Origin of the sequence: Azospirillum melinis (assembly GCF_013340935.1) — a bacterium.
Lineage (GTDB): Bacteria > Pseudomonadota > Alphaproteobacteria > Azospirillales > Azospirillaceae > Azospirillum > Azospirillum melinis.
Genome location: NZ_WHOS01000017.1, coordinates 17424 through 33092 on the forward strand (window position 1 = coordinate 17424; position 15669 = coordinate 33092).

At 66.1% G+C, this 15669-nt stretch carries 14 protein-coding genes; 9 read left to right on the forward strand and 5 right to left on the reverse strand.

Going from position 1 to position 15669, the window contains the following annotated elements; all coding sequences use genetic code 11:
- Window positions 1-285 precede the first annotated feature (285 nt).
- The 7 genes from GBZ48_RS14815 (at window position 286) to GBZ48_RS14845 (ending at window position 8903) form a co-directional block, all read left to right on the forward strand.
- Window positions 286-975, forward strand: a complete 690-nt coding sequence (locus GBZ48_RS14815; RefSeq protein ID WP_085083968.1) for a GntR family transcriptional regulator — start codon at window positions 286-288, stop codon at window positions 973-975.
- Window positions 976-1018: 43 nt separating this feature from the next.
- A complete protein-coding gene (gene oxc, locus GBZ48_RS14820) occupies window positions 1019-2782 on the forward strand; it encodes an oxalyl-CoA decarboxylase (protein ID WP_209798294.1) in 1764 nt (587 codons plus the stop codon).
- A gap of 45 nt (window positions 2783-2827) precedes the next feature.
- Window positions 2828-4102, forward strand: coding sequence for a formyl-CoA transferase (frc, locus tag GBZ48_RS14825; protein ID WP_109451041.1), 1275 nt, complete (start codon window positions 2828-2830; stop codon window positions 4100-4102).
- 259 nt (window positions 4103-4361) lie between these two features.
- Entirely contained in the window at window positions 4362-5561 is a 1200-nt protein-coding gene (sucC, locus tag GBZ48_RS14830; RefSeq protein ID WP_174471740.1) for an ADP-forming succinate--CoA ligase subunit beta, read from the forward strand.
- A gap of 1 nt (window position 5562) precedes the next feature.
- A complete protein-coding gene (gene sucD, locus GBZ48_RS14835) occupies window positions 5563-6438 on the forward strand; it encodes a succinate--CoA ligase subunit alpha (RefSeq protein ID WP_174471741.1) in 876 nt (291 codons plus the stop codon).
- Window positions 6439-6562: 124 nt separating this feature from the next.
- Window positions 6563-7480, forward strand: a complete 918-nt coding sequence (locus tag GBZ48_RS14840; RefSeq protein ID WP_109050104.1) for an IclR family transcriptional regulator — start codon at window positions 6563-6565, stop codon at window positions 7478-7480.
- A gap of 424 nt (window positions 7481-7904) precedes the next feature.
- Window positions 7905-8903: an NAD(P)H-quinone oxidoreductase gene (locus GBZ48_RS14845; protein ID WP_174471742.1), complete on the forward strand. Its 999-nt coding sequence runs from the start codon at window positions 7905-7907 to the stop codon at window positions 8901-8903.
- Between the two features lie 18 nt (window positions 8904-8921).
- Here the strand turns inward: GBZ48_RS14845 and GBZ48_RS14850 are convergent, their stop codons facing one another.
- The 3 genes from GBZ48_RS14850 to GBZ48_RS14860 all read right to left on the reverse strand — a co-directional run bounded on the left by GBZ48_RS14850 (window position 8922) and on the right by GBZ48_RS14860 (window position 12059).
- The gene (locus GBZ48_RS14850) at window positions 8922-10376 is read right to left on the reverse strand and encodes a hypothetical protein (RefSeq protein ID WP_174471743.1); all 1455 of its coding nucleotides are present in this window, start codon (window positions 10374-10376) and stop codon (window positions 8922-8924) included.
- Between the two features lie 12 nt (window positions 10377-10388).
- The gene (locus GBZ48_RS14855) at window positions 10389-10994 is read right to left on the reverse strand and encodes a BON domain-containing protein (protein ID WP_174471744.1); all 606 of its coding nucleotides are present in this window, start codon (window positions 10992-10994) and stop codon (window positions 10389-10391) included.
- 222 nt (window positions 10995-11216) lie between these two features.
- Window positions 11217-12059 carry an N-acetylmuramoyl-L-alanine amidase family protein gene (locus tag GBZ48_RS14860; RefSeq protein WP_174471745.1) on the reverse strand — a complete coding sequence of 281 codons (843 nt, stop codon included), beginning with the start codon at window positions 12057-12059 and terminating at the stop codon, window positions 11217-11219.
- 257 nt (window positions 12060-12316) lie between these two features.
- Between GBZ48_RS14860 and GBZ48_RS14865 the strand changes: the two genes are divergently transcribed.
- Complete coding sequence (locus GBZ48_RS14865; RefSeq protein WP_174471746.1) at window positions 12317-12484, forward strand: hypothetical protein; 168 nt, start codon at window positions 12317-12319, stop codon at window positions 12482-12484.
- Window positions 12485-12640: 156 nt separating this feature from the next.
- On the opposite strand, the gene GBZ48_RS14870 is transcribed toward GBZ48_RS14865, so the two are convergent.
- Window positions 12641-13027, reverse strand: a complete 387-nt coding sequence (locus GBZ48_RS14870) for a hypothetical protein (RefSeq protein ID WP_109449699.1) — start codon at window positions 13025-13027, stop codon at window positions 12641-12643.
- Window positions 13028-13250: 223 nt separating this feature from the next.
- Here GBZ48_RS14870 and purU point away from each other — a divergent pair, with 223 nt between their 5' ends.
- Window positions 13251-14117, forward strand: a complete 867-nt coding sequence (gene purU / locus GBZ48_RS14875; RefSeq protein WP_174471747.1) for a formyltetrahydrofolate deformylase — start codon at window positions 13251-13253, stop codon at window positions 14115-14117.
- Between the two features lie 28 nt (window positions 14118-14145).
- Here purU and GBZ48_RS14880 read toward each other — a convergent pair whose 3' ends face one another.
- Window positions 14146-14946, reverse strand: a complete 801-nt coding sequence (locus tag GBZ48_RS14880; protein ID WP_174471748.1) for a response regulator — start codon at window positions 14944-14946, stop codon at window positions 14146-14148.
- Window positions 14947-15669 lie beyond the last annotated feature (723 nt).

Here is a 15669-nt window from a genome sequence, read left to right on the forward strand (position 1 = left end):
CCTTCGCTACGAGCGATCCTGAGGGGTCAAATTAGGGCGATTACCGCGCAATAGCCAGAAAAATCGAACGGAATCAGCCGCAACTCCGTCGGCAGCAGAAATAGTTCGAGGTGCCCGCAATTGGCCTTGCGGGTGTCTGGCATCTGGTATACCGTATCGATAATTCAAAAACGACGCGCCACTCAGTACCAAGGGCCAAGGGCGATCGTCCGAACGCTCGCACGAACAACGCTCACGACAACAAGCGGCGCCGATGGCGTCGGCGCGCAAAGGGTCGGAAACGTGATGAACCGGGAAAGATTCAGTGTCGAACCCCTCGAACAGGGGATGAGCTTCAAGGCCAAGGCCTACCAATCGCTGCGACAGGCCATCACGCAGATGAACATCTACGGCCAGAGCAACGAGATCAGGTTGGACGAACGCCGTCTGTGCGAGGCGTTGGGTGTCAGCCGCACCCCGGTGCGCGAGGCGATGGCGCTGCTGGAACAGGAGGGGTTTATCCGCTCCCAACCGCGGCGCGGGATCTTCGTGGTGCGCAAGACGAAGGCCGAACTGGTGGAGATGATCACGGTGTGTGCCGCCCTGGAAGGCATGGCGGCACGCCTGTTCGTCGAAAACGCCACCACGGAGAAGCTGGAACTCCTGCACGCCGCGTTCGACAAATACACGAAGGCCGAGTTGGCGGAACATGTCGCGGAGTATTCCGACGCCAACATCGTCTTCCATCAAAGCATCGTCCAGGCTTCGGGTTCCGCTCTGATCTCGGACCTGACCGACCGCTTCTTCATCCATATGCGTGCGATCCGCCGCGCGACGATGGGCCTCGGCGACCGTGCCGACCAGTCCATCCACGAGCATCGGGACATCATCGAGGCGCTTGCCGCCCGCGATGCCGATCTCGCGGAACGCCGCGTCCGGGAACACACGCTCGGTCTCGCACAGTACGTGGAACGGCATTGCGCCTTCCTCGACTAACCAACTTTGAACCTTTTTGGAGCCTCGGGGAGGAGTCACCCATATGTCTACTGCGGCTGCAACGATCACTAAGAACCAGGCCACGGAAGCATCTGTTGTCGAAGACGCGCCGGCGCTGACCGACGGCTTCCAGCTCGTCATCGACGCGCTCAAGCTCAACGACATCAACAACCTGTATGTCGTCCCCGGCATTCCGATTTCCGACCTGCTGCGCATGGCGCAGGCCGAGGGCATGCGCGTCGTCTCGTTCCGCCACGAACAGAATGCCGGCAACGCTGCCGCCATCGCCGGTTTCATGACGAAGAAGCCGGGCGTCTGCATGACGGTGTCGGCTCCGGGCTTCCTGAACGGCCTGACCGCGCTGGCGAACGCCACCACCAACTGCTTCCCGATGATCCTGATCAGCGGCTCGTCGGAGCGCGAGATCGTCGATCTCCAGCAGGGCGACTATGAGGAGATGGACCAGCTGGCCATCGCCAAGCCGCTGTGCAAGGCCGCCTTCCGCATCCTGCACGCCCAGGACATCGGCATCGGCGTGGCGCGCGCCATCCGCGCTGCCGTGTCGGGCCGTCCGGGCGGCGTCTATCTCGACCTGCCGGCCAAGCTGTTCTCGCAGGTGATGGACGCGGCGGAAGGCGCCAAGTCGCTGGTCAAGGTGGTCGATCCGACCCCGGCGCAGTATCCGTCGGCCGAGGCGGTGAACCGCGCGCTCGACCTGCTGAAGGGCGCCAAGCGTCCGCTGGTGATCTTCGGCAAGGGGGCCGCCTACGCCCAGGCCGACGAGACGATCCGCTCCTTCGTCGAGAAGAGCGGCATCCCCTTCCTGCAGATGAGCATGGCCAAGGGCCTGCTGCCCGACACCCATCCGCAGTCGGCCGGTGCCGCCCGCTCGCTGGTTCTGCAGGAAGCCGACGTGGTCATGCTGGTCGGCGCGCGGCTGAACTGGCTGCTGTCGCACGGCAAGGGCAAGACCTGGGGCAAGCCCGGTTCGAAGAAGTTCATCCAGGTCGACATCGAGCCGCGGGAGATGGACAGCAACGTCGAAATCCATGCCCCGCTGGTCGGCGACATCGCGTCGGTCATGGAAGTGATGCTGAAGGGCATCGACGGCGGCCTGACCCCGCCGACCGACTGGATGGCCACCGTCGCGGCCAAGCGTGAGCAGAACGTCGCCAAGATGGCGCCGAAGCTGATGAGCAACGCCTCGCCGATGAACTTCCACGGTGCGCTGGGCGCTCTGCGCCGCGTCATCAAGGAGCGGCCGGACGCCCTGCTGGTCAACGAGGGCGCCAACACCCTCGACCTCGCCCGCGGCATCATCGACATGTACGAGCCGCGCAAGCGCCTCGACGTCGGCACCTGGGGCGTGATGGGCGTCGGCATGGGCTACGCCGTCGCCGCCGCGGTGGAGAGCGGCAAGCCGGTGCTGGCGGTCGAAGGCGACAGCGCCTTCGGCTTCTCCGGCATGGAGGTGGAGACGATCTGCCGCTACAACCTGCCGGTCTGCATCGTCATCTTCAACAACAACGGCATCTATCGCGGGACCGACGTCAACCCGACCGGCGGGAACGACCCGTCGCCGATGGTCTTCGTCCCCGGCTCGCGTTACGACAAGATGATGGAAGCCTTCGGCGGCGTCGGCGTCCACGTCACCAACCCGGACGAGCTGTACCGCGCCGTCAACGAGGCGATGGACAGCGGCCGTCCGACCCTGGTCAACGCCGTCATCGACCCGGCCGCCGGCACCGAAAGCGGCAACATCGGCAGCCTGAACCCGACCAGCTCGGTCCGCAAGATGCCGTCCTAAAACAAACGCCGACCGACACGACTTAAGAAGCAGGGGGAGAAATACATGGGCAAGGCACTTCAGGGCGTGCGGATTCTCGACTTCACGCATGTGCAGTCGGGACCGACCTGCACCCAGTTGCTCGCCTGGTTCGGCGCCGACGTCATCAAGGTCGAACGGCCGGGCGAGGGTGACATCACCCGCAGCCAGCTGCGCGACCTGCCGGACGCCGACAGCCTGTATTTCACCATGCTGAACCACAACAAGCGGTCCATCACCCTCGACACCAAGACGCCCAAGGGCAAGGAGGTGCTGGAGGCGCTGATCAAGACCTGCGACGTGATGGTCGAAAACTTCGCCCCCGGCGTGCTCGATCGCATGGGGTTCACCTGGGAGCGTATCCAGGAACTGAACCCCGCGATGATCGTCGCGTCGGTGAAGGGCTTCGGCCCCGGGCCGTTCGAGAATTGCAAGGTGTACGAGAACGTCGCCCAATGTGCGGGCGGTGCCGCCTCGACCACCGGTTTCGACGACGGCCCGCCCATGGTCACCGGCGCCCAGATCGGTGACAGCGGCACCGGCCTGCATCTGGCGCTTGGCATCGTCACCGCGCTCTACCAGCGCAAGGAGACCGGCCGCGGCCAGAAGGTGCTGGCCGCCATGCAGGACGCCGTGCTGAACCTGTGCCGCGTCAAGCTGCGCGATCAGCAGCGTCTGGCCCACGGGCCGATGAAGGAATACCCGCAATACCCGAACGGCGAGTTCGGCGACACGGTGCCGCGCGCCGGCAACGCGTCGGGCGGCGGCCAGCCGGGCTGGATCCTGAAGTGCAAGGGCTGGGAGACCGATCCCAACGCCTACATCTACTTCATCGCCCAGGCCCCGGTCTGGAAGTCGATCTGCAAGGTCATCGGCAAGGAAGAGTGGATCACCGATCCCGACTACGCCACCCCGGTGGCCCGCCTGCCGCGCCTGATGCAGATCTTCGGCACGGTGGAGGAGTGGACCAAGACCCTGACCAAGTTCGAGGTCATGGACCTTCTCAACAAGTACGACATTCCCTGCGGCCCGATCCTGTCGATGAAGGAAATCGCCGAGGACAAGTCGCTCTACGAGACCGGCACGCTGGTCGAGGTGGAGCATCCGACCCGCGGCAGCTACCTGACGGTCGGCAACCCGATCAAACTGTCCGACAGCCCGACGGAGGTCACCCGCTCTCCCCTGCTCGGCGAGCACACCGACGAAATCCTGCGCGACGTGCTGGGTTTCGGCGAGCGTGAGATCGTCGAGATCCGCGACAGCGGCGCCATCGGCGTCGTGGAGCGGCTGGCGGCGGAGTAACAGTTTCGGTCTTCTCCCCAGCCCTGCCCGCTTCGGCGGGAGAGGGTGGGGGAGGGCCAGCACCCGATATTTGAAAAGTCTGCCGATTTTTAAAAAAGCCCGCTTCCCCTCTTCCCGACCGTCCCCTTCCCGGTCGCTCAAGAGCCGAAGCGGGAGCCGAAGCCCGGACTTTTAAAAATCCGCCGCCCGTCAGCCGAAGAATTCCCGGCCCCCCGCGGTCTCCAAAAGACAATTCCCGACTGGGACAGAGACGAAAACCATGAACATTCACGAATATCAGGCCAAGGATCTGCTGCGGGGGTACGGCGTCGCCGTTCCGCGCGGCGGCGTGGCTTTCACCCCGGAAGAGGCTGCATCGGTCGCCCGCGAACTCGGCGGTCCGGTCTGGGTGGTGAAGTCGCAGATCCATGCCGGTGGCCGCGGCGCCGGACGCTTCCAGGACAATCCGGGCGGCAAGGGCGGCGTCCGCGTCGTCAAGTCGGTCGAGGAGGTCGCCTCCAACGCCGCCGAGATGCTCAATCGCGTCCTCGTGACCAAGCAGACCGGCCCGGCAGGCAAAGAGGTCAAGCGCCTCTATGTCGAGGAAGGCGCCGACATCAAGCGCGAACTGTATCTCGGCCTGCTGATCGACCGCGCCACCGGCCGCGTGACCATCATCGCTTCGACCGAAGGCGGCATGGAGATCGAAGAGGTCGCCCACAACACGCCCGAGAAGATCGTCAAGGTCGCGGTGGACCCGGCCACCGGCATCCAGGGCTACCACACCCGCAAGGTCGCCTTCGCGCTGGGCCTGGAAGGCAAGCAGGTCGGTGCCGCCGCCAAGTTCATCCAGGCCGCCTACAAGGCCTTCGTGGATCTGGACTGCGCCATCGTCGAGATCAACCCGCTGATCGTCACCGGCTCGGGCGACATCCTGGCGCTCGACGCCAAGATGAGCTTCGACGACAACGCCCTGTTCCGTCACAAGGATGTCGCCGCCTTGCGCGACGAGGCGGAAGAGGATCCGGCGGAGATCGAAGCCGCCAAGCACGAGCTGAACTACGTCAAGCTCGACGGCAACATCGGCTGCATGGTCAACGGCGCCGGCCTCGCCATGGCGACGATGGACATCATCAAGCTGTACGGTGCCGAGCCGGCCAACTTCCTCGACGTCGGTGGCGGCGCCACGAAGGAGCGCGTCACCGCGGCCTTCAAGCTGATCCTGTCCGACAGCGCGGTGGAAGGCATCCTGGTCAACATCTTCGGCGGCATCATGCGCTGCGACGTGATCGCCGAAGGCGTGGTCGCCGCGGCGCGCGACGTGAAGCTGCATGTTCCGCTGGTGGTGCGGCTGGAGGGCACCAACGTGGCGCTGGGCAAGAAGATCCTGGCCGAATCCGGCCTGCCGATCCTCTCGGCCGACAATCTGGACGACGCAGCCAAGAAGATCGTCGCCGCCGTGAAGAAGGAGGCCGCGTAACATGGCTGTTCTCGTCGATAAGAACACGAAGGTGATCTGCCAGGGCTTCACCGGAGCCCAGGGCACCTTCCACTCCGAACAGGCCATCGCCTACGGCACCAGGATGGTCGGCGGCGTCACGCCGGGTAAGGGCGGGGCCAAGCACCTCGACCTGCCGATCTTCGACACCGTCGCCGAGGCGGTCGAGAAGACGGGCGCCAACGCCTCCGTGATCTACGTGCCGCCGCCGTTTGCGGCCGACGCGATCCTGGAAGCCATCGACGCCGAGATCCCGCTGGTGGTCTGCATCACCGAAGGCATCCCGGTGCTGGACATGGTCCGCGTCAAGCGCGCACTGGCCGGTTCCGCCACCCGCCTGATCGGCCCGAACTGCCCCGGCATCATCACGCCGGACGAGTGCAAGATCGGCATCATGCCGGGCCACATCCACAAGCGCGGCAAGATCGGCATCGTCTCGCGCTCGGGCACGCTGACCTATGAAGCTGTCGCGCAGACCACGGCGGCCGGCCTGGGGCAGACCACCTGCATCGGCATCGGCGGCGACCCGGTCAACGGCACCAACTTCGTCGACAGCCTGGAGCTGTTCGTGAAGGACCCGGAGACCGAGGGCATCATCATGATCGGCGAGATCGGCGGCGACGCCGAAGTCCGCGGCGCCGAGTTCATCAAGGCCTCGGGCACCAAGAAGCCGGTCGTCGGCTTCATCGCCGGCCGCACGGCTCCTCCGGGCCGCCGCATGGGCCATGCCGGCGCGGTGATCTCCGGCGGCAACGACACCGCCGACTTCAAGATCGACTTCATGAAGTCGGTCGGCATCGCCGTCGCCGACAGCCCCGCCAGCCTGGGCTCCACCATGCAGGCGATTTTCAAAGGGTAACCGTTTCCCCGCGGGACCGCCGTCCGCGACGGTCCCGCGGTCTTAGCCAAGCCTTCTGTCACTCACGCCATCAGCCGCAACAGACAGGCGCAACCAACGCGCCGGACCCCGAGGGAGATGGGACATGAAAGCGCAAGCCCAAAACAGCATCCTGGCCCGCCGCATCATCCACGACGACCCCAGCGAGGGCGCCGCGGCCATCATCAAGACCGCGATCATCGAGACGCCGCGGGTGAAGAACGACAACGGCAAGGAAGCCAAGGCCGAACGCGGCCAGGTGGTCCAGTCGCTGTGCCGCGCCCTGAACATCCTGACGATCCTCGGCTCCAACGACGGTCCGATGACGCTGACCGAGCTGTCGGAGGCCGCCAACCTGTCGCCCTCCACCACCCATCGCCTGCTGACGACGCTTCAGTACGAGCGCTATGTGCGCTTCGACCAGAGCGCGCGCGGCTGGGTGGTCGGTGTGCAGGCCTACATGACCGGTGCCAATTTCCTGAAGACCCGCAATCTGGTCGACGTCGCCCGTCCCCGCATGCGCCGCCTGATGGAGGAGAGCAGCGAGATCGTCAATCTGGCGGTCGAGGAGAATGGCGAGGCGCTCTATCTGGCCCGCGTCGGCGGCCCCCGCGCCGCCCAGGTCGCAGTTCCGCAGACCGACCGCACGCTGCTGCACTGCTCCGCCGTCGGCAAGGCGCTGCTGGCCGGCATGCCCGAGACCAAGGTGCAGACCATCGTGACCCAGCGCGGCATGCGCCAGTTCACCCGTAGCACCCTGTCGTCGCTGCCGGCGCTGTACCGCGACCTGACGCTGGTCCGCACCCGCGGCTATGCCCTGGACCAGGAGGAGCGGGTGTCCGGCCTGCGCTGTGTCGCCGCCCCGATCTTCGACGAGAATTCCCGTGTGATGGGCGCCCTGTCGCTGTCCGGCTCCAGCCGGCGCATCGAGGACGCGCGGTTGCGCGCCCTGGGCGAAATGGTCAAGCGCGCCGCCGCCGCGGTGACGCAGGAACTGGGCGGCCGCGTGCCGGTTCCCAACTGACCCGTTCCTCACAAGGGACAAAGAGACGCATAAAGCAAAAGAACGCCAAGAGCTGACGGCAGGTGGTGCACGTTGGCATTCCTCCCTGGCGCACTTCGGGCCGCATTCCTCACGGGATGTGGCCCTTTTTCTTGAGAAAAGAGCCGTTTCCACGGAATGGAAAAGCGTCTTTTTTCTCGGGAAAATCGGCGTGTTCCGTGCGATTGTCTGTCTCGGGAAAGGCGTTCCTTTCTCATCGGGCGGATGTGTTGTTTTGCATGTTCGCGCTTCTCTCGGAGACTGGCCGTGCTGTGTGCAGCACGGCCATTTTTTTGACTTTTCCGCAGGGCGAAATCGGATCCATCGCCGCGTGGACTGGCCGTCCGCCGCGACGACAGAGTGCCCCCCAGACCAATCACCGGAACAGGGCAGGGGAGTGATCCGAATGGCAGAATCCAGACTGATGACGGCAATCGAGGTGAGCCAGCCGGGCAAGCCGGAGGTGCTGGTCCCGGCGCGCCGCCCGGTTCCCGATCCGGCGCCCGGCGAGATCCGCATCGCCGTCCAGGCAGCCGGCGTCAACCGGCCCGACGTGCTCCAGCGCCTCGGCAAGTACAACCCGCCGCCGGGCATCACCGACATCCCCGGCCTGGAGGTCGCCGGCACCGTCGATGCGCTGGGCGAGGGGGTGGAGGGCTGGCGCATCGGCGATCCCGTCTGCGCCTTGCTGGCCGGCGGCGGCTATGCCGAGTTCTGCGTGGTGCCGGCGGCACAGTGCCTGCCGATCCCCGACGGCCTGTCGATGGCCGAGGCGGCGGCCCTGCCGGAAACCTTCTTCACCGTCTGGTCGAACGTGTTCGAGCGCGGCGCGCTCCAGCCCGGTGAGGCGCTGCTGGTCCATGGCGGCACGTCGGGCATCGGCACCACGGCAATCCAGCTGGGGGCGGCTTTCGGTGCCCGCGTCTTCGCCACCGCCCGCGGTGCCGAGAAATGCGCCGCCTGCGTCCGGCTCGGCGCCGAACGCGCCATCGACTATGCCGAGGAGGATTTCGTCGCGGTGGTCAAGGGGGCGACCGGCGGTGCCGGCGTGAATGTGGTGCTGGACATCGTCGGTGGCGATTATGTCGCCCGCAGCATCGACGCGCTGGCGGTCGAGGGCCGCTATGTCTGCATCGGCTTCGTCCGCGGGGCGACGGCCAACGTGAACTTCTTCCCGGTGATGACAAAGCGGCTGGTGCTGACCGGCTCCACCCTGCGCGCGCGGCCGGTCGCCTACAAGCAGGCGGTGGCCGAGCAGCTGAAGGCCCGCGTCTGGCCGCTGGTGGCCGCCGGCACGGTCAGGCCGGTCGTCCACGAGGTCTTTCCGCTCGCACAGGCCGCCGACGCCCACCGGCTGATGGAGAGCAACCAGCATGTCGGCAAGCTGGTGCTGGCGATGGGGTGAACTGAAACTGTCTTCAGGTCAGTCCAGCATCGGCAGCCCGGTCTCGATGCGGACCAGCGCGGCCAGCAGCGGGGCGCCGATGTCGCGGCGGACGAAGTTGCTGGCCTTCTCCGCTGCGTTGATCGCCAGCTGGAAGGTCCGGCGCCAGCGGTCGTCGTTGTAGAAGACCTTCTCCGCCTTGGCCCGCTGCGCCAGCAGGCCGGGGCGGCGGCCGGCGGCCTCGTCCACCAGCTTGTTCAGGCGGTTCATCAGGTCGTTGGCGATGGCCGGCTCGCCGCGCTTCATCGCGGCTTCGATCAGCTCGGCGTAAGCCTCACCGCGGGTGTCGATGTCCGCCACCTGATCGGCGTAGGCGACAGCCATGCCCGCCTCGCCGCGCTTGGCGAGCCGCCCCAGCACCGCCGGGATGGTCCACGGATTTTCGTCCTGCACGGTGCTGAGCAGGCCCAGCGCCAGCTTCGGCTCGCCGATGTCGGCTGCCGCCACCGCCAGTTCCGGCGGGCAGCAGTCGCCGCGGGTTTCCTTGAACTTCGAGAATTGCGTCTCGACCGTGTTCAGGAACAGGGTGCGGGCCTGCGCCTCCTTGCCGGCGCGCAGCAGCGTCTGGGCGACCAGCCCCAGCTCCCAGGCGCAATTGTGGCTGGAGGCATAGCTCTTGGCCTCGTCGGCCAGCGCGTTGGTCAGGCCGCCGTCGCCGCGCCACGCCGCCGCCTTGGCGATGTCGGCGAGGTTGTAGATGCGGGTCGAGCAGTCGTTGATCTGCCGGGTGATGTCGAGCGCCAGCGGCGTCTGCCCCATCAGCGACAGGGCACGGGCGACGAACAGATCCTGGCCGGAGCTGTCGGCGACGCCGCCGCGGCGAACCGCGCTGACGAAGGGCGCCATGATCTCCTTGGCGCGGCCGGTGTCGCCCAGCTGCTGGTAGGCGACGGCCAGCGACAGCCAGTCCCAGCGCGCCGCGTTGATCGGCGTCTCCACAGGCGGCAGCATCTCGCCGATGCGGTGGAGGAAGCACAGGCTGTTCAGCGCGTCGTTGCAGACCAGCGCACGGATGCGCGAGCGGAATTCGTAGAAGTCGAAATCGCCGACGAACTGGTTGGTGACGAGCTGCACCGCCAGCGGGCTGTCGGGATATTTCGTCACGATGTCGTTGAACAGCTTGTCCGCCTCCTTCAGCAGGCGGCCCTCCTCGGCGACGTCATAGGTGTTGTCGGCCTGACGGATCAGCTGCAACGCCTGGACGAACAGGCGGTTGGCCGGACCGGGGGTGCCGGCGGCCGGGTTGTCCGCCCCGCCGCCGTCCTGGTCCTGCGCCAGTACGGTCTGCTTCGCCCCATCCTGCGCCACATTGTCCAGCGCCACCGCGTCCTGCGCCGGAACGGGACCGGCCGCGAAGGCCGCCGGCAGGCTCAAGGCTGCGGCGACGGCGGCGGTGCGGAGAACGGCGAGGACACGGGATAGGGCGGAGGACATGGCGGTCGGGGTTCAACCCTGGATGTTTGGGTTCGGGAGCAGACGGACGTAGCTGACGACGCGTTGGACGTTGGGCACCGAACGGGCGTGCTGGAGCGCACGGTCCAGCTCTTCCTGCGAACTGGCGACACCCATCAGATAGACAACGCCATCGACGGTATCGATGCTGTAGTTCTGGCTATGAATATCCGCATCGAACGTGATGCGGCTGCGGATCTGGGTCGAAATCCAGGTGTCGCGCGCGGTGTCCACGATGCTGGACCCGTTGTCGATCTGGATTTCGTTGATGACTTCCTTCACGCCCTGGGCCTGCCAGGCGAGGCGCACCGCGTCGAGCCGCATCTGCGCGTCGGCGGCGCGGCCGGTCAGCAGGACGCGGCCCTGATCGACGGTCAGGCCGATGCGGTTGGTCAGGTCGATGGAATGCTGCAGCCACAGCGAATTGATGCGGGCGCGGATTTCGGTGTCGCTGACGAAGCCGCCGAAGCCGCGCTCCTGCGTCGCCACGACGGCGGTCCCGCCCGCGGCGCCCAGCACCAGCGGCCCGCAGCCGGCCAGCGAAACACCGGCGGTGCAGGCGAGTGCGAAGACTGTCCAAAGGCGGCTCGAACCCGTCACAGTGTGCCTCCTTTCGCCTGCATGGCCAGCGCCGGGCGGAATCGGCGCGCGGCCGGAAAAAGTCACGGCGGAACGGTCTTTGCAATGGGGAAATTCGAGGCTTTCACCAGTCATCGTCACTTTGTCCCGATGTGATGCACGGATGTTGCAGTCGCTGCGATTGCGAAGGAGCGGCCGCGGCAGAAGATCGGCCGCAGCGCCTCATGCAGTTTCGGTGTGAAATCAGGCGAAAGCTGGGCTGGAAAGCACGCCGGCGATTTCACGGGCCAGGACGCGGGAAACCACCCGCCGGGCGGTCGCGTCGCGCAGGATTTCTTCGTCCCTGGGGTTGGAGAGGAAACCGGTTTCCACCAGCACCGACGGCACGTCCGGCGCCTTCAGCACCGCGAAATTGGCCGCGCGCATCGGGTTTTCGAGCAGGCGCAGCTCTTTGCCCGCCCCCTCCACCAGAATCTGGCGGGCGGCCAGCGAGGCATGGCGGGTGTGGCGCGCCGTCAGGTCCATCAGGATGTCCTTGACGATCCGGCCGCCGCCGGCCGCCCCCGGCTTGCCGAACCGGTCGGCCTGGTTTTCCTGCTGGGCGAGGCGGGAGGCGAAGGAGTCCGATGCCTTTTCCGAGAGGATGTAGGCGGACAGGCCGCGGGCATCGGCATTGGGGGCGCTGTCGGCGTGGATCGACACGAACAGGTCGGCCCCGGTCTCGCGCGTCAGCGCGACCCGGTCGTCCAGCGCCAGGAAACGGTCGTCGTGCCGCGTCAGCCTGACGGCGACGCCATGCCGCTCGGCAAGGATGCGCGCCACGTCGCGGGCGATGTCCAGCGTCACTTCCTTCTCGAAGGTGCCGCGGGTGCCGATGGCGCCGGGATCGTTGCCGCCGTGGCCGGGATCGAGCATCACCAGCCGCGACCGCGACGAAGTGCCGCTGGCCGGTTTGCGGTCGGGCCGCCGGCCCGACGCCTCGGCGCTGCCCGAACCCAAAGGCTGGGCCAGCGCCAGACCGGCGGTGCCGAAGGCGGTTAACCAAAGCTTGCTGAGTCCGAGCCCAAGCAGCTGTCGTCGATCCATGGCCAAAAATACCGTGCTGCAAAGGAGGGAAGGCATCGGCCCCAAGCCGTGCCATCCGTTCATCTAGCCTGAATCATTAACCAATGCGGCGGCGCAAAAGTATTGTCAAGGCCGGCCAGATTACCGTTTCTGAATATTTGTGGGCATTCGGTAACCAGGGCAGACTTGACGTGCCGAGGATTCGACAGAGGTCATTGGTTGCTTGATGGCGAACTGAAAAAGCGCTAAAATTTTAGCGATCAGCTCGGGAGGTGTCGATGTTGAGGAAAGCACTGTTCAACATCATCCGGCAAGAGCAGCGCGATATCGAGGACAAGCTCGAACGCGAGGAACAGCAGGCGAGTCCTGACGTCCGCCGGATCGTCGGCCTGCAACAGGAGGCCACCAGCCTGCGTCGTGAGTTGGAACATTTCCACGACGTTTGACCCCGGCCGTCGGCTTCGGCCGACCGGGTATCTTTTGGGTAGGTCGCCACTGAATTTTGTGACCGATGGGTCGCGCCCCCTTCTCCGCAAAACCGCGGGGAAGGGGATTTTTGTTTCCGGGTCCTGTTTCCAGAGAAAAGGGCGAAACCCTGGCGCCTATCCCAGCTTGGCGTATCCGCGTTCGATCACCCGTTCCGCGGCCTCGTACACCGCCAGCATCTGCTCGTAGGCGGCGCGCAGGCGGGCGAGGTCCGCGACGGCGGCAGCGTCCGGGTGCCGGGACTCCGACATCTTCAGGCCGGCACGGATATAGTCGGCGCGCAGTTCCGCCACCCGCACCGCCATCCGCAGGAAGGAGTCGCGGTTGAGGTTCGGCAGTTCGCGCCCGATGACCTCGCAGTTGGCCTCCAGGATCGCGGCGTCCATGTTTTCCAGGAAATGGCGGATGCGCTGGCTGCGGCTGCTGTCGGCGGCATCCGCCGTCATCAGCTTGTCGACCTTGCCCTTGGTGTATTCACCGATGATCTTGCCGCCGGATGCCATGGGTGACTCCGTCTTCCTCCGCCGGCCGGTCCGGCCGCCGTTGCCGATTGTCGCACCGCCGGCCGGCCGATGCCAGAGCGGCGTGGACCGCCCGGCATCGGGGAGAATCGCGCCGGACGGCACAGCCATGTGCACACTCGCTCATGAAGCGGGTGCAACATCGCGGCGTTCGTGCTAGGGAAGCTTCCCCCTTTTCTTGCTGTTACGCCATGGTGGACGCGCGATGTCTGAGACCGGCTCCGACTATATCCTCACCGTTTCCTGCCCCGACACCGTCGGCATCGTCTTCGCGGTGTCCGGCTTCCTGGCGGAGCGGAGCTGCAACATCATCGACAGCGCGCAGTTCGGCGACCGCATCTCCGGCCTGTTCTTCATGCGCGTCAGCTTCAACGGCAACCCGGCCGGGCCCGGGAAGGCGCAGCTTGAGGCCGACTTCGCGGCGCAGGTGGCCGAGCGCTTCGGCATGACCTGGAAGATCCACGACGCCCGGCGCCGCCCGCGCGTGCTGATCATGGTGTCGAAGTTCGGCCACTGCCTGAACGATCTGCTGTACCGCTACCGCACCGGATATCTGCCGATCGAGATTCCGGCCATCGTCTCCAACCACCGCGATTTCTACCAGCTGGCGGCGTGGCACAACATCCCGTTCCACCATCTGCCGGTCGGCTCCGACAACAAGGCGCAGCAGGAGGCCCGCCTGCTGGAGATCGTCGACGAGGAGAGGGTCGACCTCGTGGTGCTCGCCCGCTACATGCAGGTGCTGTCCGGCGCGCTGTGCGAGCGCATGGCCGGCCGGGTGATCAACATCCACCACAGCTTCCTGCCCAGCTTCAAGGGGGCCAAGCCCTACCATCAGGCCCATGCCCGCGGTGTGAAGCTGATCGGCGCCACCGCGCACTATGTCACCTCCAACCTCGACGAAGGCCCGATCATCGAGCAGGAGGCGGAGCGTGTCGACCATACGATGACGCCCGACGACCTGGTGGCCATCGGGCGTGACATCGAAAACATCGTGCTGGCCCGTGCCGTCCGCTACCACGTGGAGCATCGTGTGCTGCTGAACGGCAACAAGACGGTGGTCTTCCGCTAAAGCCTCCCGAGTGAAGCGGCGCAGCCCCTCAGTGGGGCTGCGTCTCGCGGGCGTCCTCCGGCTGCGGCATGAACACGGCGCGCGTGATCGCCTGTTCGATCTGGTCGCGGGTGAAGGGCTTCGGAATCACCGGGCCCAGATGCTCCAGCCCGTGCTTGGCCAGATCGTCCGGGAAGGCGGTGACGAAGATCACCGGCAGGAACCGGCGGGCCCGCAGCTCGCGCGCCACTTCCAGCCCGTTGTCGCCGTCGGCCAGCCGGATGTCCATCAGGGCCAGCGTCGGCCGGTGCTCGGCCGCCAGAGACAGCGCCTCATCCATCGTCGCCGCGTTGCCGCAGACGATGTGGCCCATGCCGCGCACCGTCTCCGCCAGATCGTAGGCGATGATGGCGTCGTCCTCGACGATCAGGATGGTGGCGGTCAGCCGGGCACGGACGCGCTCGCGGGCGTGGGTCAGCCGTTCCACCGCGTCTTCCGGGGCAAGGCCCAGCACGGCGGCAGCCTCGCCGACCGGCAGATCCTCCAGGTTGACCAGCAGGTAGAGCCGGCGGTCGGTCTCCGCCAGCGTCATCAGCGCCGATTCCACCGGATGATAGGGCGCGACCGCGGGGGGCGATCCGTCTTCATCCTGCAGTTTGTGCAGATGGCGATAGAGCGTGCCGCGCGACGTGTCGTCGCCACGGCCGCTTTCCGCCTCGTCCGCCTCCAGATACCATTCCAGGGTGCGGGTCACCAAGGCGTCCCCCCGCCCGTTCGTCCCGGTCAGCGCGCGGGCGTAGCGGCGCAGGTAGGGCAAATGCTGCATGAAGTGACCGGTGTACTGCTCCATCTCTCTCCCCGTGCCTTTCTGCGGCGCGTGTTCCTGGCATCCACCCGATATGCCGTGTCCGGAACCCCGGATACGGCAGGTGCAACTCGATCTCTCCCGGGCGCATGTTCCCGGTCCGCATGTCCGGCGCTGAAATCCGGCGATCGAACCGCCTGGGCGGCTCTGCCGAAGATCACGACGCCATCGCCGCTGCTTCGATCAGCAGACTGACTCATCCCGAGCTGCAGCGGTGGAGTTCATATGGCGCAGTCCGCGGCCTAACGGGAGTGAACCCAAAAGATTTATTGGAGATACCGAGAACGGGTTACTCAGTATGCATAATATGAAGCAAGGCCGGATGTCGCCCGCCGGGCCTTGCGGGCAGCCTATGACCGGTATGGCATAGGGGATGCCGGACGAGCGGACTTAACCGTTCGGAAAGGCTTACAAGCCTACTCTGTCTTTGCCCTCCAGCATCGGTCTTTCCGTTGCTGTGCGAGGGCGAGGCGAGTGTTCCCGATCCTCGTGCGCGCCGGCCAACCCCCAGGCCGGCGCGTTTTTCTTTTCCGCCAAGGCAGCGTTCGAATCGCCGACTGTCCTGCTCGGGAACCAACCGTTGGCGGCGGTGTTGGACATGGCATGGTGTGATTCCTCCCTGAACCGCCAATCCTAATCGCCGCCAGGCGCCGCCGCGACATCATGCGGGTGGCGCCGGCGGCGAACTTTTTATCTGCCAAGATAACG